This window comes from Halomonas sp. HK25 (genome assembly GCF_047795635.1).
In the GTDB taxonomy this organism is placed as follows: Bacteria; Pseudomonadota; Gammaproteobacteria; order Pseudomonadales; family Halomonadaceae; genus Halomonas.
Map to the genome: position 1 here is coordinate 3,484,341 of NZ_CP181044.1, position 25,918 is coordinate 3,510,258.

25 protein-coding genes are annotated in these 25,918 nt (G+C 68.8%); 6 read left to right on the top strand and 19 right to left on the bottom strand.

Annotated elements, in window-relative coordinates; genetic code table 11:
* Positions 1-3: 3 nt before the first annotated feature.
* The 4 genes from astD to ACM26W_RS16415 are packed head-to-tail and all read right to left on the bottom strand — an operon-like array spanning position 4 to position 4,863.
* Entirely contained in the window at positions 4-1,473 is a 1,470-nt protein-coding gene (gene astD / locus ACM26W_RS16400) for a succinylglutamate-semialdehyde dehydrogenase (RefSeq protein ID WP_416138046.1), read from the bottom strand.
* Positions 1,473-2,519 carry an arginine N-succinyltransferase gene (astA, locus tag ACM26W_RS16405; protein ID WP_416138047.1) on the bottom strand — a complete coding sequence of 349 codons (1,047 nt, stop codon included), beginning with the start codon at positions 2,517-2,519 and terminating at the stop codon, positions 1,473-1,475. The genes astD and astA overlap by 1 nt, the downstream gene beginning before the upstream one ends.
* A complete protein-coding gene (locus ACM26W_RS16410) occupies positions 2,519-3,607 on the bottom strand; it encodes an arginine N-succinyltransferase (RefSeq protein ID WP_416138048.1) in 1,089 nt (362 codons plus the stop codon). The genes astA and ACM26W_RS16410 overlap by 1 nt, the downstream gene beginning before the upstream one ends.
* Positions 3,608-3,648: 41 nt before the next feature.
* The gene (locus tag ACM26W_RS16415) at positions 3,649-4,863 is read right to left on the bottom strand and encodes an aspartate aminotransferase family protein (protein WP_416138049.1); all 1,215 of its coding nucleotides are present in this window, start codon (positions 4,861-4,863) and stop codon (positions 3,649-3,651) included.
* A 165-nt stretch (positions 4,864-5,028) separates the two neighbouring features.
* On the opposite strand from ACM26W_RS16415, the gene ACM26W_RS16420 reads away from it, so the two are divergent.
* Entirely contained in the window at positions 5,029-5,652 is a 624-nt protein-coding gene (locus ACM26W_RS16420; RefSeq protein ID WP_416138050.1) for a class I SAM-dependent methyltransferase, read from the top strand.
* Between the two features lie 21 nt (positions 5,653-5,673).
* Here ACM26W_RS16420 and ACM26W_RS16425 read toward each other — a convergent pair whose 3' ends face one another.
* The 4 genes from ACM26W_RS16425 to fabV form a co-directional block, all read right to left on the bottom strand.
* The gene (locus tag ACM26W_RS16425; protein WP_416138051.1) at positions 5,674-6,573 is read right to left on the bottom strand and encodes a DMT family transporter; all 900 of its coding nucleotides are present in this window, start codon (positions 6,571-6,573) and stop codon (positions 5,674-5,676) included.
* Positions 6,570-7,535, bottom strand: a complete 966-nt coding sequence (locus ACM26W_RS16430) for a GlxA family transcriptional regulator (RefSeq protein ID WP_416138052.1) — start codon at positions 7,533-7,535, stop codon at positions 6,570-6,572. Before ACM26W_RS16430 ends, ACM26W_RS16425 begins: the two co-directional genes overlap by 4 nt.
* A 93-nt stretch (positions 7,536-7,628) precedes the next feature.
* Positions 7,629-7,844, bottom strand: coding sequence for a hypothetical protein (locus ACM26W_RS16435; RefSeq protein WP_416138053.1), 216 nt, complete (start codon positions 7,842-7,844; stop codon positions 7,629-7,631).
* A gap of 61 nt (positions 7,845-7,905) precedes the next feature.
* The gene (gene fabV / locus ACM26W_RS16440) at positions 7,906-9,117 is read right to left on the bottom strand and encodes an enoyl-ACP reductase FabV (protein ID WP_416138054.1); all 1,212 of its coding nucleotides are present in this window, start codon (positions 9,115-9,117) and stop codon (positions 7,906-7,908) included.
* Between the two features lie 169 nt (positions 9,118-9,286).
* Here fabV and ACM26W_RS16445 point away from each other — a divergent pair, with 169 nt between their 5' ends.
* Positions 9,287-9,679, top strand: coding sequence for a hypothetical protein (locus tag ACM26W_RS16445; protein WP_416138055.1), 393 nt, complete (start codon positions 9,287-9,289; stop codon positions 9,677-9,679).
* 43 nt (positions 9,680-9,722) lie between these two features.
* Here the strand turns inward: ACM26W_RS16445 and ACM26W_RS16450 are convergent, their stop codons facing one another.
* From ACM26W_RS16450 to ACM26W_RS16470, 5 genes are read right to left on the bottom strand one after another with little or no spacing between them, the layout of a single operon-like run.
* On the bottom strand, positions 9,723-10,208 hold the full coding sequence (locus tag ACM26W_RS16450; protein WP_416138056.1) for a glutathione peroxidase: 486 nt from the start codon (positions 10,206-10,208) through the stop codon (positions 9,723-9,725).
* 26 nt (positions 10,209-10,234) lie between these two features.
* Positions 10,235-12,391: a transglutaminaseTgpA domain-containing protein gene (locus ACM26W_RS16455; protein WP_416138057.1), complete on the bottom strand. Its 2,157-nt coding sequence runs from the start codon at positions 12,389-12,391 to the stop codon at positions 10,235-10,237.
* A complete protein-coding gene (locus tag ACM26W_RS16460; protein WP_416138058.1) occupies positions 12,388-13,314 on the bottom strand; it encodes a DUF58 domain-containing protein in 927 nt (308 codons plus the stop codon). Before ACM26W_RS16460 ends, ACM26W_RS16455 begins: the two co-directional genes overlap by 4 nt.
* Positions 13,315-13,316: 2 nt before the next feature.
* Entirely contained in the window at positions 13,317-14,243 is a 927-nt protein-coding gene (locus tag ACM26W_RS16465) for an AAA family ATPase (RefSeq protein ID WP_416138059.1), read from the bottom strand.
* Positions 14,240-14,785: an NUDIX hydrolase gene (locus ACM26W_RS16470; protein ID WP_416138060.1), complete on the bottom strand. Its 546-nt coding sequence runs from the start codon at positions 14,783-14,785 to the stop codon at positions 14,240-14,242. The genes ACM26W_RS16465 and ACM26W_RS16470 overlap by 4 nt, the downstream gene beginning before the upstream one ends.
* 115 nt (positions 14,786-14,900) lie before the next feature.
* On the opposite strand from ACM26W_RS16470, the gene ACM26W_RS16475 reads away from it, so the two are divergent.
* Positions 14,901-16,565 carry an acyl-CoA dehydrogenase family protein gene (locus tag ACM26W_RS16475; RefSeq protein ID WP_416138061.1) on the top strand — a complete coding sequence of 555 codons (1,665 nt, stop codon included), beginning with the start codon at positions 14,901-14,903 and terminating at the stop codon, positions 16,563-16,565.
* Here ACM26W_RS16475 and ACM26W_RS16480 read toward each other — a convergent pair.
* The 4 genes from ACM26W_RS16480 to ACM26W_RS16495 all read right to left on the bottom strand — a co-directional run bounded on the left by ACM26W_RS16480 (position 16,505) and on the right by ACM26W_RS16495 (position 19,155).
* Positions 16,505-17,725 carry an EAL domain-containing protein gene (locus ACM26W_RS16480; protein WP_416138062.1) on the bottom strand — a complete coding sequence of 407 codons (1,221 nt, stop codon included), beginning with the start codon at positions 17,723-17,725 and terminating at the stop codon, positions 16,505-16,507. The genes ACM26W_RS16475 and ACM26W_RS16480 overlap by 61 nt on opposite strands.
* Before the next feature lie 88 nt (positions 17,726-17,813).
* Complete coding sequence (locus tag ACM26W_RS16485) at positions 17,814-18,431, bottom strand: LysE family translocator (protein ID WP_416138063.1); 618 nt, start codon at positions 18,429-18,431, stop codon at positions 17,814-17,816.
* A gap of 16 nt (positions 18,432-18,447) precedes the next feature.
* Complete coding sequence (rnk, locus tag ACM26W_RS16490) at positions 18,448-18,861, bottom strand: nucleoside diphosphate kinase regulator (RefSeq protein WP_416138064.1); 414 nt, start codon at positions 18,859-18,861, stop codon at positions 18,448-18,450.
* A gap of 129 nt (positions 18,862-18,990) precedes the next feature.
* On the bottom strand, positions 18,991-19,155 hold the full coding sequence (locus tag ACM26W_RS16495) for a hypothetical protein (protein ID WP_416138065.1): 165 nt from the start codon (positions 19,153-19,155) through the stop codon (positions 18,991-18,993).
* A gap of 955 nt (positions 19,156-20,110) precedes the next feature.
* On the opposite strand from ACM26W_RS16495, the gene ACM26W_RS16500 reads away from it, so the two are divergent.
* Positions 20,111-21,727: a diguanylate cyclase gene (locus ACM26W_RS16500; RefSeq protein ID WP_416138066.1), complete on the top strand. Its 1,617-nt coding sequence runs from the start codon at positions 20,111-20,113 to the stop codon at positions 21,725-21,727.
* A gap of 19 nt (positions 21,728-21,746) precedes the next feature.
* Here the strand turns inward: ACM26W_RS16500 and ACM26W_RS16505 are convergent, their stop codons facing one another.
* Together ACM26W_RS16505 and ACM26W_RS16510 are read right to left on the bottom strand one after the other, a co-directional pair.
* Positions 21,747-22,244 (bottom strand): YchJ family protein, encoded by a 498-nt coding sequence (locus ACM26W_RS16505; RefSeq protein WP_416138067.1) that lies wholly within the window; start codon positions 22,242-22,244, stop codon positions 21,747-21,749.
* Positions 22,238-23,296 (bottom strand): GlxA family transcriptional regulator, encoded by a 1,059-nt coding sequence (locus ACM26W_RS16510; protein WP_416138068.1) that lies wholly within the window; start codon positions 23,294-23,296, stop codon positions 22,238-22,240. The genes ACM26W_RS16505 and ACM26W_RS16510 overlap by 7 nt, the downstream gene beginning before the upstream one ends.
* A gap of 148 nt (positions 23,297-23,444) precedes the next feature.
* Here ACM26W_RS16510 and ACM26W_RS16515 point away from each other — a divergent pair, with 148 nt between their 5' ends.
* A complete protein-coding gene (locus ACM26W_RS16515; protein ID WP_416138069.1) occupies positions 23,445-24,512 on the top strand; it encodes a class I SAM-dependent methyltransferase in 1,068 nt (355 codons plus the stop codon).
* Positions 24,513-24,585: 73 nt separating this feature from the next.
* Positions 24,586-25,797, top strand: coding sequence for an NAD(P)/FAD-dependent oxidoreductase (locus ACM26W_RS16520; protein ID WP_416138070.1), 1,212 nt, complete (start codon positions 24,586-24,588; stop codon positions 25,795-25,797).
* Positions 25,798-25,918 lie beyond the last annotated feature (121 nt).

Consider the following 25,918-nt stretch of genomic DNA (forward strand, 5'->3'; position numbering starts at 1 on the left):
GGCTCACAGGCTCACCCCCGGGGGCAGCTGGTCTGGAAGATGCAAGTCCTCGCTCTCCATGGAGGCCACCGGATAGGCGCAGTAGTCGGCCGCGTAGAAGGCGCTGGGGCGATGGTTGCCGCTCTCCCCCACCCCGCCGAAGGGCGCGTCGCCGGAGGCGCCGGTGGTCTGGCGGTTCCAGTTATTGATGCCGGCGCGGATACGCAGCAGGAAGTCATCCCAGTCGGCGCGTTCACCGCCGATCAGCCCGGCGGCAAGGCCGTATCGGGTGTCGTTGGCCAGCCGGATCGCCTCGTCCCAGTCGCGGTAGCGCTGTACCTTGAGCAACGGGCCGAAGTGCTCCTCGTCGGGTAGCGCCAGGCCCGTCACATCGACCAGCCCCGGCGAGAGCAGGCTGGTGTCCTCTTCCAGGCGCTCCATGCGTGACAACACCGTGCCGCCGAGCTCCTCCAGCGCCGCCTGGGCCTCGAGCAGCCCATCGGCCGCCGCCACGCTCACCAAACCGCCATAGAAGGGGGCGGGGTCGCTGAAGGGGCCGGCCACCCGCAGCCGCGAGATGGCGTCACTGAGCGCATCGAGCAGGTGATCCCCCACCGGCCCCTCGGGAACGATCAGCCGTCGAGCGCAGGTGCAGCGCTGGCCGCCGGAGAGGAAGGCCGACTGCAGGATGGTCAGCACCGCGGCGTCCTGGTCGGGCACGTCCTTCACCACCAGCGGGTTGTTGCCGCCCAGCTCCAGGGCCAGGATCTTGTCCAGCTGGCCGGCGAACTGGCGGTGCAGCATCCCCCCTACCCTTGCGCTTCCGGTGAACAGCAGACCATCGATGCCCGGGTCGGCGGCCAGCGCCTGCCCCGTCTGTGCCGCGCCCTGCACCAGGTTGATCACCCCGGCAGGAAGTCCCGCCTCCAGCCAGCACTGCAGGGTGAGGTCGGCGATCAGCGGGGTCTGCTCGCTGGGCTTGAAGACCACGCAGTTGCCGGCCAGCAGCGCCGGCACCATATGGCCGTTGGGCAGGTGGCCGGGGAAGTTGTAGGGGCCGAAGACCGCCATCACCCCGTGGGGACGGTGACGCAGCACGGCCCGAGTATCCCCCAGATCGCGCTCCCGCTCGCCGGTTCGCTCGTGATGAGCACGGATCGAGATCGCCACCTTGCCGATCATCGCGCCCACCTCGGTGCGCGACTCCCACAGCGGCTTGCCGGTCTCGTGGGCGATGGCCGCGGCCAGGTCCTCGCGGTGGCGCTCCAGCACCTCGCGGAAACGTTCCACCAGGGCCTGGCGCTCGGCCAGGGGCGTGCGCGCCCAGCCAGGGAAGGCCGCGCGGGCGGCCGCCACGGCGGCACCCACTTGGTCGGGGCCGGCGGCGCGCCCCTCCCAGAGGCGCTCGCGGGAGACCGGGTCGTGCTTGGTGAAGGTCTTGCCTCCCCCGGCCTGCCAGATGCCACCCACCAGCAGCTGTCGTCTCGCCTTCATCAGCCTTCCTCCTCGGTATCCAGAATGCGCAGGGTGGCGCCCGTTTCCACCCCGAGTCGCGCCGCCTCGCCGGGTGAGAGCCTGAGCACGCCTGTCTCATCGGGGCCGCGTCCCACCCAGGCGGCGCGAAAATCGGCCATCCCGGTGGTGGAAGCGAGCCAGCGCGGTCGCGCGGGCTCCTCGTCCAAGGCCGGGTCGATCTCGACCTGACAGCGCCGGGAGAGGCGCACGCCGCGCACATCGTCGATGTAGGCCTCGACGGTGGGGCCGCCATCGAAGATGTCGATGTAGCCCTCCCAGCGCAGCCCCTCCTTCTTGAGCATGGCCAGGGCCGGGCGGGTCTGCTCGTGGACTCGCCCGATGCAGGCCCGCGCCTCCTCGGAGAGGAAAGGGGTATAGATCGGGTACTTGGGCATCAGCTCACCGATGAAGCTCTTCTGCCCCAGCCCCGTGAGCCGGTCGGCCTCGTCGAAGTCCAGCGGAAAGAAGTGGCTGCCCAGGCAGTACCAGAAGGGGCTCCTGCCCTGCTCATCGAAGACCCCGCGCATCTCCGCCAGCACCTTGTCGGGGAAGCGGTCGCGGAACTCCGCCATGAACAGCCAGCGCACCATGGAGAGCAGGGCCCCGTTGCGCTCATGGCGCCGGTCGCCGCCGCGGTATTCCGAACGCAGGAAGAGCGAGGCCACCTCGGCATCCCCGGTGTGATCGGAGCACAGGAACAGGCTGTCGATGGTGCGGTGCAGGTCGAGCTGTACCGAGGAGTGGGCCAGGGTGCCCACCCGGTAGTGGTAGAAGGGCACCTCGCGCCCCACCTCACCCTCGATGGCGCAGCAGCCCGCCAGGTGGCCGCTGGCCTCGTCCTCCAGCACGAAGAAGTAGTTGCGCCGATCGGCCGGCACGCGCTCCTCGAAGGCGCTGACCGTGGCGGCGATCTTGGCGGCCAGGAATTCCCGGTTGTCGGGCAGCGAGGTGAAACCCACGCCGGTCTCCCGGGAGAGTGCCTGCAGTTCGTCCAGGTCACCCTCGGCGATCGGTCGAATACGCATCACAGCTCTCCCTCGTCATAGCCCGGGTCACGCTCCTCGACGCTGTCGTCGCCCATGCCGGGCAGCGTGAGCGGCGCGGCCAGCACCGCGCGCCCCTCCTCCACGCCGAGGCGCTCGGCGTGCTCCGGCGAGAGCATCAGCTGGCCGGTGGGCGACAGCGCATAGCGCGCCACCACACAGCAGAAGTCATCCAGACGCTGGTTGGCGACCATGGCCGGTTCGGCGTCCGGCAGGGAGTGAGCCGGGCGGATACGCACCGGATGCCAGGCGGCGCGGCGGAAGGTCTGCAACCGTTCACGCTCGGACTTGATCACCGGCCCGGCATCGAAGATGTCCACGTGGCGCGAGCGCATGAAGCCCTCGCCCAGCATCTCGGCCAGCGCCGACTCATGGTCGGGGTGTTCACGACCAATGGCGGCACGCGCCTGGGGCGTGAGCAGCGGCAGGTAGAGCGGGAACTGCGGCATCACCTCGGCGATGAAGCTCTTCGAGCGGATGCCGGCCAGGGTATTGATCTCCTGATAGTCCCGCATGAAGAAGTGTCGACCCACGCTGTTCCAGAACGGCGACTCGCCGGCCCCGTCCAGGAAACCGGGGAAGGCCATGGCCAGGAGGCCGGCGAAGCGCTCGGGGTACTGGGCGATGAACATCAGCCGTGCACGGCGTAGCAGGCTCTCGGCGCTGGTGCCACGATAGCGGGGGTCCAGCGAATAGGCACACAGAAGGCTCGCCTCCGAGGCCTCATGGGAGAGCGCCAGGGTCTGCACCTCCCGACGCACATTGAGCTGCTGGGAGGCGTGGATCAGGGTCTCCTGACGATAGGTGTAATAGGCGTCACTAGCGCCGGCCTGGGCACGGATGGTGGCGGTGCCCACCGCCTCACCGCGCTCCGGGTCCTCGATCACGAAGGTGTAGTGCTCATCGCCGGGAAAGGCCACCTCGGCGGCGAAGGCCTGTCGAGAACGGGCAATACGCTCCTCCAGGCGGTCGCGGTGGGCCGGCAGGTTGGTCAGCTGTGGCACGGCATCAGCGGCCAGCCGCTCCAGGGCGGGCAGGTCGGCGGGCACAACGGGGCGAACGACCAGCATGGCAGGGTCTCCGTCGGGTGACAGGGCGCCGGCGGGGCGGCTCACTGAGCGGCCACGAGCCGTGTCACCGCCCTCTCCAGGCGCGCCATGCCCTCGGCGATGTCGCCCTCCGGTATCACCAGCGAGGGTGCCATGCGCAGCACGTTGGGCCCGGCGATCAGCGCCATCAGGCCCTCCTCGATGGCCAGCGGCAGGATCTCGGCGGCGCGCCCCTCGTAGTCGGCAGACATCACCGCACCGATCAAAAGCCCCATGCCGCGGATCTCCGAGAACACCCCGTGCTTCTGGTTGATCGCCTCCAGATGCTCGCGGAACAGCGCATGGCGGCGCTTGACCCCCTCCAGCACCTCCGGCGTATCGATGAATTCCACCGCCGCCAGGGCCACCGCCGAGGCCAGCGGGTTGCCGCCATAGGTGGAGCCGTGGGTGCCGAAGGCGAAGGCCGAGGCCACCCGGTCGCTGGCGAGCATGGCGCCCACCGGGAAGCCGCCGCCCAGGGCCTTGGCGCTGGTCAGGATGTCCGGGGTCACGCCGAGCTGCTGGTAGGCATAGAGGGTCCCGCTGCGGCCCACGCCGGTCTGCACCTCGTCGAAGATCAGCAGGGCATCATGGGCGTCACACAGCGCACGCAGGCCGGCCAGGAACTCGCGGTCCCCCGGCAGCACGCCGCCCTCGCCCTGCATCGGCTCGACCATCACCGCACAGGTGTAGTCATCGATCAGGTCACGCACGCTGGCGAGGTTGTTGTACTCGCCGTGGACGATGCCCCCGGGCACCGGGCCGAAGCCCTGGGCGTACTTGGGCTGACCGCCCACGCTGACGGTGAAGAAGGTGCGGCCGTGAAACGACTGGGAGAAGGAGACGATGCGGTTCTTGTGCTCGCCGTAGTGGTCATGGGCCCATCGGCGGGCCAGCTTGAGGGCCGCCTCGTTGGCCTCGGCGCCCGAGGAGCAGAGGAACACCTTGTCGGCGAAGGTGCGCTCCACCAGGCTGCGTGCCAGCTTGAGCGCCGGCTCGTTGGTGTAGACGTTGGAGACATGCCAGAGGGTCTCGGCCTGGGCCTTTAGCGCCTCCACCAGCACCGGATGACAGTGGCCCAGGCCATTGACCGCGATGCCGCCGGCGAAGTCGATGTACTCGCGACCGTCCTGATCCCACAGGCGGCTGCCCTCGCCGCGCACCGGGATTGCCTGCTGGGGGGCGTAGTTGGGCACCATGTAGCGGTCGAAGTCGGCGCGGGTCGGGGTCTGGCTCATGTCGCGTGTCCTGTGCGGAATGCTTTGCGGAAAGCTTGGCGGAAGGGGGATTCGTGGCGAGTACCCCACCGAGTATAGGGAGTCGCCCTGCCCGATGCTTTCATCGATGGGACAGGGAGTTGTGAAAAAGGCTAGGCTGAGGGCGATGCCTCCATGGAGTCACCCATGTTCAACACCACCGCCTGGAACCGCCTGCGCTACAGCCTCTATGCGCCGCTCTATGACGTCGTGGCCGAACGCGCCTTCCGTCGGCCACGACACACCTCGCTTGACCAGGTGGTCTGGCACCCCGGGATGCGGGTGCTGCTGGTGGGCGCCGGCACCGGGCTCGACCTGCCCTGGCTGCCGCGGGACGTGGAGATTCACGCCACCGATCTCAGCCCGGCCATGGTGAGGCGCACCGAACGCCGCGCCGAGGCGCTGGGCATGGACGTCCAGGCCGCGGAGATGGACGCCGAGGCACTGGCCTTCCCCGACGACCACTTCGATGTGGTGGTGATGCACCTGATCCTGGCGGTGATGCCCGACCCGGCGCGCGGTCTCGCCGAGGCCCACCGGGTACTGAGGGACGACGGCCAGCTGTGCGTAATGGACAAGTTCCAGGCCGATGACCGACCCGCGAGCGCCTCCCGCCGCGCGCTCAACGCCCTGACCAGCGCCGTCGCCACCGACATCACCCGCCAGGCTCGCCCGCTGCTGGAGGGCGCCGGCTTCACCATCGAACAGGACACCCCGGTGATGATGGGCTCGCTGTTCCGGGCCCTGCTGGCCCGCCCCGCCGAAACCTGACCCGCCGACAAGGCCCGGCAGTCAGCGACCCCGACGGGCCGGCGCGATGGTGAACCAGACGCCAACGATCACCACCAGGCTGGCGACTACCTGCACCGCCAGGATGCGATCCCCCAGCAGCCACCAGGCACCCAGCATGGTGAACACCGGCAGCAGATTGAGATAGACCGCCGCCCGGGTGGGTCCGATCTCCGCCAGGGCGCTGTTGTAGAGCAGCAGCGCCACCACCGAGGGGAAGATGCCCAGGTAGGCGAGCCCTGCCCACTGCCCCGGGGCCAGCCCGGGCACCACCTGCCAGGCGCCCTCGAGCAGGGCAATGGGGGCCAGCGCCAGGTTGGCGATGACCAACATCACCAGCAGGCTGCCGTAGCGGGGAAAACGCGCCATGTGCTCCCTGACCAGGAAGGAGTACCCGACCCACACCAGCACCGCCAGCAACATGATCAGGTCGCCGGGATTGATGCCGCCCGCCAGCGCCTCCGACGCCCGGCCGGCCAGGATCACCGCCACGGCGCCGGCCAGGGAGAGGGCCACGCCGGCCCACTGCAGGGGCCGGAAGCGCTCACCGAGGAACAGCACGCTGAGCAGCAGGGTGACCACCGGAATCAGACTCTCGAGAATGGCCACGTTGGTGGCCGAGGTGTAACTCAGCGAGGCATAGATCAGGGCGTTGAAGAAGGCCACGCCGGTGAGCGCCAGCCCCAGCAGCGGCCGCCAGTGGCGGCGGAACAGCGGCCAGCCCTGGCGCGCCTGGGACCACCCCAGCGGCAGCATGATCACAAGGGCGATGGCCACTCGCCCCAGCGACACGGTAAAGGGCGGCAGCTCGGCCAGCGCCTTGCCCACCAGGATATTGCCGGAGAAGATCGCCACCACCACCAGCAGGAAGAGATGGGGCCTCAGGGTGCGCAGGGAAATCAACGCAGTCGTTCCTCCCGCGGGGTCAGGCCGAAGTGGTTGCGATAGGCGGTGGAGAAGTGCGCCGCCGAGGAGAAGCCGGTCATCAATGCTACCTCCCCCGCCGGCCGCTCGCTCTCGCGCAGCAGGCGCCGCGCCCGCTGCAGGCGCAGATCCAGGTAGTAGCGGCTGGGCACCGCCTGCAGGTGTTTCTTGAACAGCCGCTCCAGCTGCCGTCGCGAGATGCCCAGATGCTCGGCCAGTTCGGCGGTAGTAAGGGGCTCCTCGATATTGGCCTCCATCAGCGCCAGGGCCTCCTTCAGGCTCTCGGGGGCGCCACCCGATGGCGAGCCGGGCGGCTGCGGTTGCTCGCCCAGTCGCATGCGCTCCAGCACGAAGTAGGCCGAGACCCTCTCGGCCAGGGTGCTGCCGTGTTGGCGGCCGACGAGGGTCATCATCATGTCCAGGGCCGCGGTGCCGCCGCCACAGGTCAGGCGCTCGCGGTCGATCTCGAACGGCTGGCGGGAGAGCCGGATGCGCGGATGGGCGCGGCGCACCTCCTCGAGACGCGACCAGGGCATCGCGGCCCGGTAGCCGTCCAGCAGCCCCGCGCGGGCCAGCAGCTCCGCCCCGCCGCCGATACCCGCAATCAGCCGCTCGGGTGTCGCCAGCTCGACCAACCGGCGCCGCAGGGCCTCGTTGGCCGCCTGTGCGCCGGGGGCGCAAACCAGCAGCATGTCCAGGTCGTCGGGGGCCTGGGCCAGGGCTCGCTCGGCCAGCAGCCGCTGGCCAGCCGCGCTGGCGACCGGCTGTGCCGCCTGCCCCAGGAGGATGAGCTGGTAAAGGGGGGCTGCGGCGAGCCGACCGGCCACTGCCAGTGGCTCGGTGGCGCTCGCCTCGGCCAGCAGCGAAAAACCAGGCAGCACCAGCACGCCGACCCGCCGGGAAGACGACGTCGAAGGCAGGGATGACGGGGGCTGAGGCATGGACGGGGCCGGCTCGGAACGGGGCCCTCATCTTACCCAAGCAAGCGGCCGGGCGCTAAGGCCCGGCCGACAGGGATCAAGGGGGGATGGTGCCTACTGGGCGCTGCCGCTGTAGATCAGCATGGCAGCCACCAGCAGGCCGAGCACCACGATCACGATGGGCAGCAGGCGCTGCATGGACCGGGACGCCGGCTGCTTGGCCTCCGGCTGCTGCTCATCCGGCTCAGGGTGCTTGAAGTCCTCGGGTTCCAGCACCTCCTTGAGATGCTCACGCTCCTCTTCCGGGGTCTGACTCTCACGAGTATCCATGGCCATCCTCCTCGTTGCTGTAACCCCTCACCTCCACGCTGGGCACGGAAAGTCGACGGGCCTACAAGTTCACGACATCGAATTCCACGTCCGGGTTCACATCGGCTTCATAGTCGACGTCGTCCCGCTCGAAACCGAACAGCTTAAGGAACTCGTGCTTGTACCCAGCATAGTCGGTGATCGCGAAGAGGTTCTCGGTGGTCACCCGGGGCCACAATTCCTGGCATGCCTTTTGGACATCGTCGCGCAGTTCCCAGTCGTCCAGGCGCAGGCGGCCGGCCTCATCGGTGGCCATCTCACCCTGCTGGCCTTCGGGAGAGTAGAGGGACTCGCCGAACAGGCGGTTGAGCTGGTCGATGGTGCCCTCGTGCAGGCCCTTCTCCTTCATCACCTTGTAGACCATGGCGATGTAGAGTGGCATCACCGGGATGGCCGCGCTGGCCTGGGTGACCACCGACTTGAGCACCGCCACATTGGCGCCGCCGCCGGAAGCCGCCAGACGCTTGCCGATCTCGCCGGCGGCGCGATCCAGGTCCTCCTTGGCCTTGCCCAGGGCGCCATGCCAGTAGATCGGCCAGGTGATCTCGGTGCCGATGTAGCTGAAGGCCACGCTACGCGCGCCGGGGGCCAGCACGCCGGCGCGGTCCAGGGCGTCGATCCACAGCTCCCAGTCCTCCCCGCCCATCACCGCGCGGGTGTCTTCGATCTCCTGCTCGTTGGCGGGTTCGACCTCGGCCTCGATGATGGTGTCCTTGTTGGTGTCAATGGCGGTGGCGCGGTAGGTCTCGCCGATCGGCTTGAGGCTGGAGCGCTTGAGTTCACCGCTGTCGGGTAGCTTGCGCACCGGCGAGGCCAGCGAGTAGACCACCAGATCGACCTGGCCCATGTCCTGCTGGATCAGCTCGATGGCCGTCTCGCGGGCCTCATGGGAGAAGGCATCGCCATTGATCGACTTGCTGTAGAGTCCTTCCTGCTTGGCGAACCTGTCGAAGGCGGCGCTGTTGTACCAGCCAGCGGTGCCCGGTTTCTTCTCACTGCCCGGCTTCTCGAAGAACACGCCCAGGGTATCGGCACCGTAGCCGAAGGCCGCGGTAACGCGTGCCGCCAGGCCGTAGCCGCTGGAAGCGCCGATCACCAGCACCTTCTTCGGCCCCCCGCTCTTGTCCAGGCCGCGGGTGCGGGTCGCCTCGATCTGCTCGAGCACGTTCTTCTCGCAGCCGACGGGGTGAGTGGTGGTGCAGATGAAACCGCGTACCTTGGGCTTGATGATCACGTCGGACCTCGCTGTTGGTCATTTGTCGGGCCGGGACTCCGCCGGACCGCTGCCATGGAGTGGCAATCGCTCTATTCTAGCGGCCTCGCCGTGCGCTGTCCGCCCTTGAGCCCGCTTCGTGGCTGGGGCAGGATGCACCTCCGGGCGCGACGCCACGAGGAGGACCCCGATGAATGCACAGACCCTGGTCGATGAACGCGGCGAGCTGTGGCTGGCGCTGGCGCCGCTGTGGCTGGAGCGTGAACCCGGCGAGCGCGACTACGCGCACATGATCGAAGTGATCGAGCGCCACGACCTGACGCTGAAGGAGCTGGAGTGGATATTCCGCCTGGAACTGGCCCCGGTGCTGGGGCGCCAGCAGATGTCGATGGTCGGCGAGTGGCGCCGCTTCGACGACTACAAGTTGATGAAGCAGCTGGTGGCCCACAACCTGCGTCTCACCGGGTGGCGCCGCACGAGCTGGATGCTCTTCTCGGGCCTGACCACCATGATGACCCGGCATCGCTGGAATGAGCTGATCGCACGGCTGATGGTGGAAAGAGGCGAAGTCCCGCATGGATGACCCGGTGCTCCATCGCTGAAACAAGCTGTGATGGCCCCGCCCTCTACCCCTCGTCCAGGGCAAGCTCCAGCGCCTCGCGCAGCACATCCTCGCCGTCCCGCGGGGAGAAGCGACGGAGCACCCGGCCATCCCTGCCCACCAGGAACTTGGTGAAGTTCCACTTGACCGTCGTGGTGCCCAGCACCCCGGGAGCCCCCTTGCGGAGCTCCACAAACAGCGGGTGGGCACCGGCGCCGTTGACCTTCACCTTCTCCATCAGCGGGAAGCTGACCTGATACTCCCGGGCGCTGAGCGTGCAGAAATCCAGGGCGGACTCCGGCGATTGACGGGCGAACTGGTTGCAGGGGAAGCCGATCACCGCGAAACCCCGCTCGCGATAGCGGCGGTAGAGGCGCTCGAGCTCCTTCAGCTGCGGGGTGAAACCACAGCGGCTGGCGACGTTGACGATAAGCAGCACCTGGCCACGCAGCGCGCCGAAGTTGAAGGGCTCGCCCTCGGCGGTGCGGCACTGGTGATCGTGGATGGACATGTGCGCCCCTTCATGGTCGATGACCTTCACGATGCCACGCCGCCTGCGCCCGCGCTACCCCCCTGGCGGCGAGGAAGCCGCCGCAGCCGGCGGCGCAGCCGGCGACGCACTTCTGCCACCCGCCGCGCCAGCTGGCGGGCTCGCTCGCGACGCTCCTCACGCTCCAGGGAGGCATAGCGCAGCCGCTCCAGGTGGTGGGCGCAGTCGCGAAGCGCCGGCCCGGCATCGCCCGCCTCATCAGCCACCCGCCGCAGATGGGCCGAGGGCGATTCACCGGGGCGCGGCCCCAGGCTCCGGCGCACGAGCCAGTGCTGCAGGCGGCGAATGCACAGCGCCTCATCGCGTGCCTCCCGATGGTGCCGCCAGACCAGGCGCAGCAGCGTCGCCAGCGCGGCAACGCTGCAGGCCACCATCAGCAGTCCCAGCAGGCCGCCCAGCCAGCCGCGCCCGGGGGCCAGCGCCACCAGTCGGTCCCACAGGGCGTGCAGCCGCGCGGTCACGCGGGCCATCAGGGCGTTGCGCGCCTCGCGCTGGTAGCCGATCACCCCGCGCTGCCAGTGGTACTCCAGACGCTCCCAGTCCAGGCGTAGCCGATTGACCCAGCCCACCTCGCGCATGCGCAGCGGCGAGTAGCGGGCATCGGCCAGGAAGGCCTCGCGGCCGTCGTCGACGGCCTGGGGCCCCTCCTCGATGCGCTCCGGCGCGATCGCCGCGGTGGGGTCGATGCGCTGCCAGGCGCCGTCGAGCCACACCTCGACCCAGGCGTGGGCGTCGTAGTCGCGGATCGTGAAGTGGCCGTCGGGGTGGCGCTCGCCGCCCAGGAAGCCCGCCACCAGGCGAGCCGGCAGGCCCGCCGCGCGGGACAGCACCGCCATGGCCGACGCGTAGTGGGTGCAGTAGCCGGCGCGGCTCTCGAACAGGAACTCGTCGACCCGGTTGGCGGAGGTCAGCCGCGGCGGCGACAGCGTATAGCGGAATGGCACCTCGCCGAAGCGCGCCATGATGGCCGCCAGGAAGGCGCGGGGCTCGTCGCCGCTCTCCCGCCACAGGCGTTCGGCCAGCTCGCGGGTCCGGGGATTGCCCTCGGCGGGCAGCATGGCGTGCCAGGCGGGGCCGGCCGGGTCGGGGTTGGCCGGTGCCCGGCCGCTGCTGCTCATGCGCAGCAGGCTGCGCGAGGCCAGCGGCGAGGTGCCCTCCAGGGTGCCATCGGCCAGGAAGCGCAGAGGCTCGTCGGTGGCCAGCGGTGCGCCCAGCGATGGGCGCCAGGGGCGGCTGTCCGGCTCCAGCAGCAGCTCCGCCTCGAAGCGCGGTGCCCCGTCGAGCCAGGGCGAGCGGCGGCCCTCGGCAACGAACTCGCCCAGCGGACGGCCGAGGGTGGCGGCCAGGCGCTCGGGCGTGGTCCGTCGCCAGCGCTCACCGTCGAAGTCGGAGAGGGTATAGACCCGCCAGTAGCGCTCGGCGGGAGCCGGCTCGACACCCTCGAAGCGTGCCCGGAAGGCCCGGGCGTCGCTGCGCGAGAGCTGAGCGATGTCGCCGGGGGCGATCTCGTCGGTGAGCCCGGTGGAGGCGCGATCGGCCTGGGGCAGGTTCCACAGCGGCCCCAGGCGCGGAAAGACCGCGAACAGCATCAGCATCAGCGGCGCCGAGAAAAGCAGCAGCCAGACGCTCTCCCGCCAGGCCCGGCGCGCATCGCCTCCAGAGAGCCACACCAGCGAGTGCACCATCCAGGCCAGCACCACCAGTCCGCCAGCGGCCATCGGGATGCCCTGATCGTGCAGGAAGGCCACGGTGGTGGCCACCAGCCCGATCGCTACCACCACCCGGCCGTCGCGGCGGGTGTGGGTCTCGAGCAGCTTGAGCAGATAGACCCCGACCAACAGGCCGATCATCGACTCCATCTGCCCCAGGGTGCCGTAGTGCAGCCACAGGCCAACGGTCAGGGCCCCCACCCCGGTCAGGCGCAGCAGCACTCCGGCCCGCGGCAGGCGGCGGCGCAGCTGCAGATAGCGATAGCCGGCCACCAGCAGGGCGATGGCCGCCAGCCAGGCCGGCATCCAGGCCAGGTGCAGGGCCAGCACCAGGCACTGGCCGAGGAACAGCTGGCGCAGCATGGCGCCGCTGAGTATCCGGCCATCGGCCAGCACCGCTTCGCCGCCGCCGCGGCCGGTCATGTTACGCCTCATCGCCCGGCTCCCTGTTCACCCGAGGGTGAAAAGCGTGCCAGCGCCTCCAGGGCCTGGCGGCGCTGGTCGGGGCCTTCTCCCTGGGGCAGGGTCACGCCGGGTAGTCGCAGTCCGTAGCGGTCACCGGCGCGGTGGTGGGCCAGCACTCGGGCGCAGAGAATGGAGAGCCGCCGCTCGGGGTCGCCTCGGCAGGCGTCATAGTCGAGCCACAGCTGCTGTCGGGGCGGCAGGCTGAAGGACTTGGCGGCCAGCACCCCGGTGCGGCTCCACTGCTTCCAGGCCAGCCGGGCCGGACTGTCGCCGGGCTCTGCACGGCGCAGCCCGGCGAAGTCGGTGGCCTCCAGGCCCGCGCCGGCATGACGGTGCTCGGCTTCATCATCATCCTGTGGATGTGGATAGACCAGCAGCCGCTCCTCGCTCTCGAGCCAGGCCAGGGCACGCACCAGCCCCAGCGGCCAGCGGGTCTCCAGACGCAGCAGCGGCAGGCGCTGTTCGCCGCGCACCGGGGCCGGCAGATCCAGGATGGCTTCGCCATGCCCCTCTGGCAGGTCAATCCGCGCCGAGGCGCCCCCGGCGTGGAGTTCCAGCGCCGTGCGTGGCCACCCACCGGCCAGCGCAACGCCCAGGCGCGCCTCGCCCCGAGCGAACACCTCGTGAGGCAGGCGTAGGGTGGGGGTGACGCCGAGCAGGTTGCGCCAGGCGCGCAGCAGGGCCACCACCCCCAGGCCGAACAGCCAGAACGCCAGCACATAGGCGAGGGTATTCTGGTAGTTGGTGCCGAACAGCAGCAGCAGCAGGAACAGCAGCGCCCAGCCCAGCCCGAAGCGGGTCGGCAGCAGGAAGAGCCGCCGCTGGGGCAGCGCGACTCCCGGGGCGATAGCGACGCGCCGCCACCAGCGCTCGCCGAGTTCCGCCCACTTCATGCTCAGGCTGCCACCGGCACGCGGGCCAGCAGGTGGCGCGCCAGTGCCTCGCCCTCCTCGCGCCGGCCGTTGCTCAGGCGGTGGCCCGCCACCGGCCCCCATACCGCCTGGACGTCCTCGGGCAGCACGTGGTCCCGCCCTTCGAGCAGCGCCCAGCCGCGGGCCGCCTGCAGCAGCGCCAGCGCACCGCGGGTGGAGAGCCCCCAGGCCAGCTCGGGATGGTCGCGGCTGGCGGCCACCAGCGCCTGGACATAGTCAAGCAGCGCATCGGCCACGTGGATGTCGTCCAGGCGCGTCTGCCAGGCGCGCAGACGCTCGGCGCCCAGCAGCACCGGCAGGGCCTCGAGGCGGACTCGCCCGGCGCGTCCACGCAGGATCTCCCGCTCGGCGCCGCGGTCCGGGTAGCCCAGCGAGAGGCGCATCAGGAAGCGGTCGAGCTGGGATTCCGGCAGGGCGAAGGTGCCGGCCTGCTCCTGGGGGTTCTGGGTGGCGATCACGAAGAAGGGATCGGGCAGCGGGCGGGTCTCCCCCTCCACGGTCACCCGTCCCTCCTCCATGGCCTCCAGCAGGGCGCTCTGGGTCTTGGGGGTGGCGCGGTTTATCTCGTCGGCCAGCACCACGCCGTGGAAGATGGGTCCGGGATGGAAGGTGAAGCGCGCCTCGCGGGGGTCGAACACCGAGACCCCGAGCACATCGGCGGGGAGCAGGTCGCTGGTGAACTGCAGGCGCTGCATGTCGAGCCCGGTGACCCGCGCCAGCGACTGGGCCAGGGTGGTCTTGCCGAGCCCGGGCAGGTCCTCGATCAGCAGGTGACCGCGGCACAACAGACAGCAGAGCGCCAGGCGCACCTCCCGGGACTTGCCGAGTACCACCCCCTCCAGGGCCGCCACCACGGCCTCGAGGTCGTTGAGCCGAGCCGGGCGGTTCATGGCACGGCCTCCAGCAGGCCGGCATCGAGCAGCGCCTGAAGCGCCTGGCGGGTGTCCGGGGTCACGCCCGGGAGCGCCAACGCCTCGGCGGGCGGCCGCCAGAACACCTCGGCCACCTCCTCCGCCTGCAGCGTCAGGGGACCGTCGTGACCGACCAGAAACAGGCTGCCGAAGATATGGTTGCCCCCCTCGGCGTGGACGAAGCCTCCGGCGGGCATCAGCGACACGCCGCGGATGCCGAGCTCTTCGGCCAGCTCGCGGCGCGCCGCCAGGTGTTCCGCCTCGCCGGCCCCCACCACGCCGCCGGCGGCCAGGTCGAGCCCGCCGGGGAAGACCTCCTTGGTCAGAGTGCGGCGCTGCACGCAGATCTCACCGCGAGCATTGCGCACCACGACATAGGTGGCGCGATGCCAGAAGCGGAAACGCCGCATGGCGGCACGCCAGGCACTGCCGCAGGGACGGTTGCGAGCATCCACCAGCTGGATGCGCTCGCGAGCGATATGCGGCGTCGGCAGCGTCTCGTGGCGAAGAGCGTCGGTCATGGGCATTTCCCCGGGAAATGCCTCAAGCCTACCCAGTCGACGCCGCGGCGTCACGTTGACCGCGCCCCGCCCGACCACCATGCTCAATGCAACCCCTCGATGCTGGAGGTGCGTCATGCCCGACCACGCTCCCCGCACCCGGCTGGCCACCCATCGGGTGACCAATCAGCCCGCCCTGCCGGGCGACATCGACCTGCTGGGTGGCGACCCGCCGCTGCGCGAGGCCCTGGCCCGGGAGGCACCAGACTGGGTAGCCCGCCGCCTGGCCCCGCTGGGCCGCGAGGCCGGCAGCGAGCGCGTCCAGGCACTGGGCGAGGCCGCGAACCGCCACCCGCCGGCGCTGCGCCTCTTCGACCGCCACGGCCGACGCCTGGACGAGGTCACCTATCACCCCGCCTACCACGAGCTGATGCACCTGGCCATTGACCACGGCTGGCATGCGGTGGCCTGGCAGGAAGAAGGCTGCGGCGGCCACCAGGCCCATGTGGCGGCTCTCTATCTGCTGACCCAGGCCGAGCCGGGATTCTGCTGTCCGATCACCATGACCCATGCCGCCATGCCGGTGCTGCGCCACTCACCTCGGGCGAAGGCCCACTGGGCACCGGGGCTGCTGGCCTGGGACTACGACCCGCGCCCCCTGCCGGCCACAGAGAAGACGGGCCTCACCTTCGGCATGGCGATGACCGAAAAGCAGGGTGGCAGCGATGTGCGCTCCAATTCCACGCGAGCCGCCTCACAAGCCGATCCCGGCGATGACGGCTGGCGGCTCACCGGCCACAAGTGGTTCTGCAGTGCGCCGATGTCCGACGCCTTCCTGACCCTGGCCCAGACCGATGCCGGGCTTGGCTGCTTCCTGGTCCCGCGCTTCACCCCGGATGGCGAGCGCAATGCCATCGAACTCCAGCGGCTCAAGGAGAAGTGCGGCAACCGCGCCAACGCCTCGGCGGAGATCGAGTACCGTGGCGCCTGGGCCGAGCCCGTCGGCCCGCCGGGACGTGGCATCGCCACCCTCCTCGAGATGGTCCAGCAGACCCGCCTGGATGCCGCCACCGCACCGGTGGGCATGATGCGCCAGGCGCTGCTGGCGGCCTGGCGGCACGTGCGCGAGCGCCACGCCTTCGGCCGCGCGCTGGCCGAACAGCCGCTGATGCAGGCGGTGATCGCCGACCTGGCCCTGGAGGTGGAAGGGGCGCTGGCGCTGGCGATGCGTACCGCACGGGCCTTCGACGGCGCCGCCCGCGGCGACGAGAGCGAACGCGCCCTGGGCCGGCTGCTGCCGGCGCTGGCCAAGTACTGGCACAACAAGCGCAGCCCCGGCTTCATGGCCGAGGCCATGGAGTGCCTGGGCGGCATCGGCTACGTGGAGGAGTCACCCCTGGCGCGGCTCTACCGGGAGGCGCCCGTCAACTCGATCTGGGAGGGCTCGGGGAACGTGATCTGCCTGGACGTGCTGAGGGTGCTGGACCGCCACCCCGCGGCGCTGTCCGCCTTCTGGCAGGAGGTGACGCCCGCCCGGGGCCAGGATCGCCACCTGGACGCCGCCCTGGCCGAACTGGAGCGTCTGGTCGTCGAACCCGCCGAGGCACTGGAGCCCAGGGCTCGCTGGTTGACCCAGCGCCTGGCCCAGTGCCTGCAGGCGGCGCTGCTGGTGAAGCACGCCCCCGCGGAGGTGGCCGACACCTTCTGTGCCGCACGGCTGGGCGGTGGGGCCGGCCCCGTCTACGGCGTGCTGCCCAGCGGTTCGCCCTGTGCGGCGCTGCTGACGCGCATCGAGTCTTGACTCGTCGCCATCTCTAGGATCGCCTCGGCGGGCATCGGCCGAGCCAGGCCATAGCCCTGCACGTGGGTACAGCCGAAGCGCTCCAGCAGCCCCAGGCTGGACGGGTCCTCAACCCCTTCGGCCACCACCCGAATGCCCAGGCGTCGGCCCAGCAGCGCCACCGCCTCGACGATGGCGGCGTCCTGGGACTCCGCATGAAGATGCTGCACGAAGCTGCGATCCACCTTGAGCTCGCTGATCGGCAGCAGTTGCAGCCGCGACAGTGACGAGAAGCCGATACCGAAGTCGTCCACCGAGACCTCCAGCCCGCCCAGGCAGAGCCGGGCCGCCACCTCGCTGCCCAGCAGCTCGTCATGCATGGCGGCTGTCTCGGTGATCTCCAGCACCAGGGGAGGATCCCCGGGGGAGCGCCCACACACCAGATCCAGCAGGTCCGGACACATCAGGTCGTCGGCGGTCACGTTGACCGATACCGATGGCGCGATCCCCTCGCGCAGCCAGATAGCCGAATCAGCCTGGGCGCGGGCCAGCACGTGGCGGGTCAGGCGTTTGCCCTGGTCGGGGGAGAGCAGTGGAAGGAAGCTTGACGGACCGATCAGGCCGCGGACCGGATGGGCCCAGCGCACCAAGGCTTCGACGCCGCTGAGCCGGCCCGTTGCGAGCTCGAACTGCGGCTGATAGTGCACGGCGAGCTCGCCACGGGAGAGCGCCTGCTCGAGCTCTTCACCGCTGATCAGCGGCTCGCCCATGGCCTCCACCGGCGCCCGACAGCCCACACGCAGGTTGTCCAGGCAGCAGCGCAGTTCGGCCAGGCGCATCGGCATGTCCAGGCAACCCAGCATCTGCAGACCCAGAGTGTGCCCCACCCGCTCGGCGATCCGCGCGATCTTGCGCTCGACGCCCGATAGCAGCAGCACCCAGTCGCGGTAGCCGGTAGCGGCCAGGCGCCGCAGCAGCACAAAGCCGTCCTCGCTGCCGAACCCCAGCCCCAGCACCACCAGGCGCGGTGGCCGGGCGGCCACCGCCGCGAGCAACCCGGCCGACTGTTTGAAGTGGCGGATCTCCAGACCCAGCACCTCGAACTGCAGGGAAAGCACGGCGGCGACGTCGGGGTCGGCCTCCAGGACCAGCGCCAGGGGCGCGGGGGAAGATTCGTACATGGGCGTCATTCCGGTCAGCAAGTAACCAGAGCGTAACACCGTATGATGAAAGCCACACGACAGGTATGACGCACCGCATTAACGCTGCTTACGCCAGCGGCCCAGCCACCACGCGTAGCGCCAGGGCCAGCAGCATCACCCCGGTAATGCGATTGATCCAGTGGGAACGCGCCTGTAGCCAGGGCAGCACCCGGGAGTGGGAGAGCCCCACCGCCACCAGCACATACCAGGCGCCATCGATGAGCATCGCCGTGAGCACGATCACCGCCTTGGCGACCAGGCTCATGTCCGGAGTGACGAACTGGCTGAGCAGAGCGATGAAGAAGAGGATCAGCTTGGGGTTGCCCAGCGCTACCAACATGCCCTCACGAGCCGCCTGGCGCCGGGTGGTAGGCACTCCCCCCGCGTCCAGCGGGCCGGCGCGACCGGCACGCAGAGCCTTGATGCCGAGCCAGGCCAGATAGGCCGCGCCGGCCCAGGTGATCACCTGGAACAGCACCGGCTGACGCACGATCAGCGCGCCGAGCCCCCACACGGTGAGCAGCGCATAGAGGCCCACGCCCAGCGCATGGGAGAGCCCGGCCACCACCCCGGGGGCGCGGCCGCCGCCCAGCGTATGGCGCAGCACCAGGGCCAGGCTGGGGCCAGGCGACATGGCGCCCATGGCGCAGACCGCCGCCAGAGAGAGCCAGAGAGAAAACGGCATGGTGGGAAACGACCCTTCAGCGGTGGAACTGCTTCTCGCGTTCAGGCTGCCAGAAGATGGCATCGACGCGCAGTTGAATTTCGTGGCCGTCCGGCAGCGGCCAATCGATCACATCGCCGATACGCAGGCCGATCAGCCCGGCACCCACCGGCGCCATGACCGAGATGCCATCCTCGGTGGTGGCCAGGGCATGCGGGTAGACCAGGGTGCGGATCATCTGGCGGTTGCGGGTCAGATCGGTGAACTGGATCCGGCTGTTCATGCTGACCACGTCCTCGGGGATCTCCTCGGGATCGATGACCTCACCGCGCTCGAGTTCCTCTTCGAGGGCGTCGGCCACGAAGCGATCCTTGTCGCTGGCCTCGTCGATCAGACGCTGCAGGCGCTCGGCATCGAGGCGATTGATGATGATGGGGGGGCGGAATGACATGCGACCTCCTGATAGCGCGTCAACGCGGAGAGAAAGCCTTGGCGGCCATCCAATAAAAACAGCCCTCCACCCCCGAAGGGAGGGAAGGACTGTCGACTCGATCCATCATAAGCCCAATGACGCGGCTTGTCAGGCCCCCGTGCCAGGGCCGCGACGCCGGGTGGCCAATATCACTGCACCCACGATGGCCAGGGCCAGCCCCACGAAGGCCACCGGGTTCCAGGCCCACCAGCCGAAGAGCCCCAGCACCATGCCCAGTCCCATCACTCCCCAGGCAAATCCCTTCACCCCCATGACACGCTCCCTGGCAGTCGGCATTCAGGCCAGCATGGGCCCGACGGGCGGGACCTGCAACCGCCTCCGGACACACCGTGAGTTCGCCCAGGCCTCCCACGCCGTGGCCAACGATTTGCTGGGCCGCGGCCTGGGCTAGCGCATGAGACGCCGGAGAGCGCACCTGATTCCGGGAACATGGCGGTCAAGCCGGCAAGATACTGATAACCGGAAATCTTTGAGCCGCTCCCTCCGAAGCGATGTGCCCTATGGCTATATGAGGGTAGTCGCATAGATCATTCTTTGCTGCAATGCAACAAAGAATGATCTATGGTGTAGGTGTCCCAATCAGGAGGACAACTACCATGCAACCTTCCAACGCATTCACCTTTGACACCGAAGTCCTCGCGTTCTGGCACTGCCAGGCACAATGGCAACGCGCCGCCTTCGACGCCTATGCGGCCTACCTTGGCTGACCCTGCCTCCCGCAGCCTGTTCAGCGCAGCGCTTGTCCTCTGGATTCAGGGCTATGTGAATTCAGGTTCCATGCTGTCAGGCCTGACAGCGCCGCGGCGGTAAGGCGATAAGCCGGATAGGGCTCCCGTAAGGGGCCCAGCATCAGTCGCTCTTCGGGAGGAGATCATCCCCCGTAGGGCGACCTTGCGTCGGGAGCGCTGGCACCATCATCCCCGCCGACCAGCGACTCCGGCTCCCCGGCCTCGGCGAGATTGGCCTGGGCACCCCGGGGCGCACGCCGGACGCCTTCCTGGCCCTGTTCGAGGGCACCAATACCGGCAAGATGCTGATACGGCTCTGACTCAGGTTGATCCACGTCACTTGAGGAAGATGACGACGATAGAATGGCTGATGTAACCGCCATTCGGTGATAAGTTACCGGGAAATAACAGCGAGGATCCGCGATGATTGACCGTAGATGGCGGATACCCCCGGCAACCTCCAAGATCCTTCCGCTCTCATGACCTCCTTCCATGACGCCCCCCAGTTGACCACCTGCGGCCACGCCCCCCTACTCGATCGGCTTCAGACCCCGGTCTGGATCTTCGATATCGAGCAGGAGCGGATGCACTATGCCAATGCTGCTGCGGTAAGGCTCTGGGGTGCCGAAACCCCGCAGGAGCTCTATGCTCGTGACTTCGCCTCGACGATGAGCGAGGCGACGCGTCAGCGCCTGGCGGACTACTTCCCGCGCCTGATGAGGGGCGAGATCATCGATGAACACTGGAGCTTCTATCCCGGCGACCAGGCCATCTCGCTGCACTGTCGCTGCAGCGGCGTCGCCATCGATGATGGACGAACCGGCATGCTGGTGGAGGGTCTGGAGCACGATGCCTCTCTGGATGCCTCCAGCTTGCGCGCCCTGGAGGCCGTGAGGCACACGCCCTTGATGGTCTCGGTGTTCGACGCTCAGGGGCAGCTGCTGGTCCGCAACCCGGCCGCCCACGCGGCCCGCCGGGACCTGAACTCCTTTGTGGCCTGCTTCACGGATCACGACGCTGCCGAGAAGATCCTTCATCGGCTGGAGAGCGAGCCGCGATGCGCCGTGGAGGCGATCATGCGGATCAGCGAAGGTGAGCGCTGGCATCATATCGATCTGTGCCGCGCCACCGACCCCAAGACGGGCCTGCCGATGATCGTGATGGGGGAGTTCGACATCACGCCGCGCAAGGCGATGGAGATCGCCCAGCTCGTCTCCAAGCGCCAGCTGGAAGTGGTCATCGAGGGTCTGGACGTGGGCCTGCTTCTCGAGGACGAGAATCGCCGGATCATCGTGGCCAATCAGGCCTTCTGCAACCTCTTCGCCGCGGGAGCGCCCCCCGAATCCCTCGTGGGAGTCGATTGCCGGGAGGCCGCCCAGTCCTCGAAGGTGCACTATCTCGAGCCCGAAGGCTTCGTGGCACGCATCGAGGAACTCGTCACGGCAAAGCGCCAGCAGGCCCGGGACCTGCTGGCCATGACGGATGGTCGCTTCCTGGAGCGCACCTACACCCCCCTCTTCGTCGCCGATCAGTACCATGGCCACCTCTGGGTGTATCGGGATATCACCCGACAGAGGCATCAGGAGGCCGACTGGGCCCACAAGGCCAGTACCGACCCCTTGACCGGGCTGGCCAACCGCCGGTCCTTCGACGAATCCGCCAGAAGAATCGCCAGATCGGTAAAGGAGGGCGAGCTTCAGGCGGCCCTGTTGATGATCGACATCGATCGCTTCAAGGCCATCAACGACACCCTGGGCCACGCCGAGGGTGACAAGGGCCTGCGGCTGCTGGCGGACACCCTGCGACACAGCCTGCGCCAGAGCGACCTACCCTGCCGAACCGGCGGGGAGGAGTTCATGGTGATCCTGCCTGGCATGTCCCCCGAGGAAGCCAGGGCCGTCGCCCGACGCCTGCTGCGTCAGATCGCCGAGGCCACGATCGAGGCAGAGGAATTGCCCTTTCATTTCACGGTGAGCATTGGCGTCACCTGCTTCAGGCCGACCGATGCAAGCATCGAGGCCGCCACGCGACGGGCCGACGCCGCCATGTACCAGGCCAAGCACGAGGGCAGAAACCGCGTGGCGGCTCGCTGGTGAGCGCTCCCGGGCAGGCTCGTCAATCTTTGCCGCAGCAGGCCTTGAACTTGCGTCCGCTGCCGCAGGGACAGGGCGTATTGCGGCCAGGCTTGAGCCGGTGGACGGCAGGGTCGCCATCGAGGTAGAGCCAGCGCCCCGCCTCGCGAACGAAGCGCGACGCCTCCTCCAGCACCGACCACCGTCTGCCAACGCGGAAGGTGGCACGAAAATGCACCCATCCCCGCTCGCCCTCCATGCCGTTCTCGAACACCTCGAGACGCTTCCAAACGGTCTCAGCGTCTGACTCGAGACTCGACGGACGGGTGCTCGGGTGCCAGGTCGCCAGCAGGTAGTCGGGGAGGTCGAGCACGAAGGCGCTGTAGCGCGAGCGCATCAGCGCCTCGGGGGTCGGCGCCGGCTCGCCGGCGTGATTGCGCCCGCAGCAGTCGGCCAGCGACCGGCTGCTGCCACAGGGGCAGGCTGTGCGGTCGGAGTGCATCATGCGATGAGCCTTCACTTCGGGAACGGAAATCAACATGGCGGTTGCCCTCTCCCGAGCGACGGCCGGGCAAAGTCGGGGATACGAAAGCGACGTCGATAGCCCCCTGGAGCGAGGCCGGTGGTGCGCTTGAACAGACGCCGGAAGAAGGCGGCATCTTCGTAGCCGACCCGCCAGCTGATCTCTTCGATCGAGGCGTCGGTGCGTTCGAGCCGGCGCTTCGCCTCCTCGATGCGCAGGCGTTGGACGTAAGCGATCGGTGTGAGGCCAGTGGCGCTGGCGAATCGCCGCTTGAAGGTGCGCTCGGCGAGCCTCGATCGCTTGATCATTTCCTCCACCGGGTGGGCCAGCGAGAAGTGGTCGCTCAACCACTGCTGCGCGGCCTGGATCTCGCCATCGCCGTGGTCGGCCCTGCCCTCGAAGACGAGGTAGGGGGTAAGGCCGTCCTGGTGCCATTGCAGCGCGAACAACCGCGCGACCTCCTGGGCGGTGGTCGCGCCGGCGTATCGCGCGATGAGGTAGAGCACCAGGTCGTGCCAGCTCATCGACGCGCCCGAGCTCACCAGGTCCTCGCGCCGCCCGGCGATCACCAGCACGCGCTCCGGATGAATCGGCACGGCCGGATAGGTCGCCGCGAACGCCCGCGCGTAACCGAAATGCACCGTCGCATCCTTGCCGTCGAACAGCCCGGTCTCGGCCAGCAGGAAGATCCCCGAGCAGGCCGAGCAGAGCACGGCGCCGCGCGCATGCATTCGCTGCAGCCACTCGACCAGGCGAGGGTAGCGGCCCGTCTCCCAGCCTTCTGGCCGCAGCAGCACCGACGGCACGATCACGATATCGCTGGTCTCGATGGAGTCGACCGCCCGCTGCACATGGACCGGCACGCCACTCGCCAGTCCCAGGGGCCCCACGGCCTCACCGACGATCTCGATATGAAACGGCGCCCGGTCACCGGGACGCGTGATGCCCATGAGCGCGACCCCGTTCATTACATCGAAGATGCCGGCGAGCGTGGAGACCACGGCATCGGGCAGTGCCACGAGGCTGACGTGATAGGAGCTCGCTACGTCGCGGGGGGCTGTTCCGGTCATGGCGCACGGGTCTTCTCGCCGCGGAGAACTCAGTGTGGCACGAACGGACCGTTTGCGGGCGATTCCGGCTCTTAAGCCGGTGAGGTGGTGCGCCCATGATGGGGGCGTCGTATGAGCACTATCCCAATGTCAACAAGGAGTCGAAACCATGAACGCCCCCGCCATCGATCAAACGAAGCTGGAATCCTTTGTCACCCGCGCCGTTGGCGACCTCTCCTCCGCCTACGGCGGCGTGATGGTCAGCCTGGGCAGCAAGCTCGGCCTGTACAAGGCCATGGCAGGTGCCGGCCCGATCAGCGCCGCGCAACTCGCCGCCCGCACCGGCTGCGCCGAGCGCTATGTGCGCGAGTGGTTGAACACCCAGGCCGCCGGTGACTACGTCGGCTACCACGCACTCAGCGACACCTACGAGCTTTCCCCCGAACAGGCGCTGGTGCTGGCCGACGAGGAGAGCCCGCTGTTCATCCCCCACGCCTGGCAGGTGCCGGCCTCGATGTGGTTCGACGAGGAGCGCACCCTCGAGGCGTTTCGCACCGGCAAGGGCGTGGCCTGGGGCGATCACGACGGCCGCCTGCAGTGTGGCGTGGCGGCGTTCTACCGCAACGGCTATCGCGCCAGCCTGGTGCCGGAGTGGCTGCCCGCCCTCGAAGGGGTTGTCGAGCAGCTCGAGGCCGGTATCGCCGTCGCCGACGTGGGCTGCGGCCACGGGCACTCGACCGTGCTGATGGCCCAGGCCTTCCCGCACTCGCGCTTCCATGGCTTCGACGGGCATGCGGCCTCGATCGACGCGGCGAGGCACAACGCGGCCGCGGCGGGCGTCACCGAGCGCGCGAGCTTCGAGGTGGCCCGGGCGGTGGACTACCCCGACGAGCAGTACGGCCTCATCTGCTTCTTCGACTGTCTTCACGACATGGGCGACCCGGTGGCCGCGGCCCGCTACGCCGCCCGAGTGCTGGCACCCGGCGGCACGGTGATGCTGGTCGAGCCCTTCGCCCAGGACCGGGTCGAGCACAACCTGTCACCGGTTTCGCGGATGTACTACGCGGCATCCACCACCATCTGTTGTGCGCATGCGATCTCGGAGGGTGGCGAGCTCGTGCTCGGCGCCCAGGCCGGTGAGGCGCGCCTGGCCGAGGTGTTCCGCGAGGCGGGCTTCACTCGTTTTCGCCGTGCGGCCGAAACGCCCTTCAACCTGATACTCGAGGCGCGTCGTTGACGAGCGCGCGTCGCCTTCAGCTCCTACACTAAGCCGGTCAGACATCGTCCACCACCCGCAGGTAGAGATGCCCATGGACCTCAAGAGCGGTTACCCCTTCTGGGCCGTCAAGAATGGCCTGATGCAGGCATTCCCCCGGCTCGGCCAGGACACCCGCTGCGAGGTCGCGGTGATCGGCGGCGGCATCACCGGTGCCTTGATCGCCAACGAGCTCGCCCGGCACGGGCACGATGTCGTGGTGATCGAGCGGCGGGATATCGGCTGGGGAAGCTCGGCGGCCAGCACCGCCCTGCTGCAGTACGAGATCGACACCCACTTGACCGAGCTCGCCGAGATCGTGGGCGAAACCGGGGCCGTTCGGGCCTATCAGGGCTGTGCTCAGGCCATCCGGGACATCGAGTCTCTGACAGAGGAGGTCGGTGATGTGGATTTCGGCAGGCAGCAGAGCCTCTATTACGCCAGCGAGCAAGCCGATGCCGACAGACTGCGACGGGAATTCGAACTGCGACGACACCACGGTTTCGCCGCCGATTGGCTGGAGTGTGACGACATCCGGACGCGCTTCGGCTTCGAGGCACCCTGCGCCATCCTGACCCATCTGGCAGCGAGACTGGACCCTTATCGCATGGCATACAAGCTGTTCGGCCGCCTCGTGGCGGATGGCGGCCGGGTATTCGATCGCACCGAGATCACCGACATCCATTCCGGCACGACACAGGTGACCCTGACCACCTCCGACGCGATATCCCTGAACTGCGAGCATCTGGTCATGGCAGCCGGTTACGAGTCCCAGAGCTGGCTCGACCAGAAGGTGGCCAAAAACCGCAGCAGCTATGCCTTCGTCACCGATCCCATCGCTCTCGGGGAGTTGGGGCCGTTGGCCTCGACCATGATCTGGGAGTCGGCACGCCCTTACCTTTACATGCGCACGACCGGAGACGGTCGCCTGATAGTCGGCGGAGAGGACGACGACATCGACATCCCCTCACGGCGTGACAAGCGGGTGGGCAAGAAGGCCAAGACCCTGGTCAAGCAGGTGAAAACCCTTTTCCCCCATCTCTCGCTCAATCCCACCTTCTCCTGGGGCGGCACCTTCGCCGAGACCGAGGACGGCCTGCCCTTCTTCGGCCCACACGAACAGTACGGCCCCCGGGTCCACTTCGCCATGGCCTACGGCGGCAACGGCATCAGCTACAGCATGCTGGGCGCCGGGCTGCTGCGGGCCCTGATCGAGGGGCGCGACCATCCCCTCGCCGGGCTGTTCTCGTTCGGCCGCCACACTTGATGGCTACTGCGACCACAACATCTTCCTGCCCTTTTTTGTGTTCTCCGGGAATCAGCTGCGGGTCAGCTACCTGCGCCCCGCCTCGCTGGATGCTGCCCACCCCGCCGGACCGGCGATTACG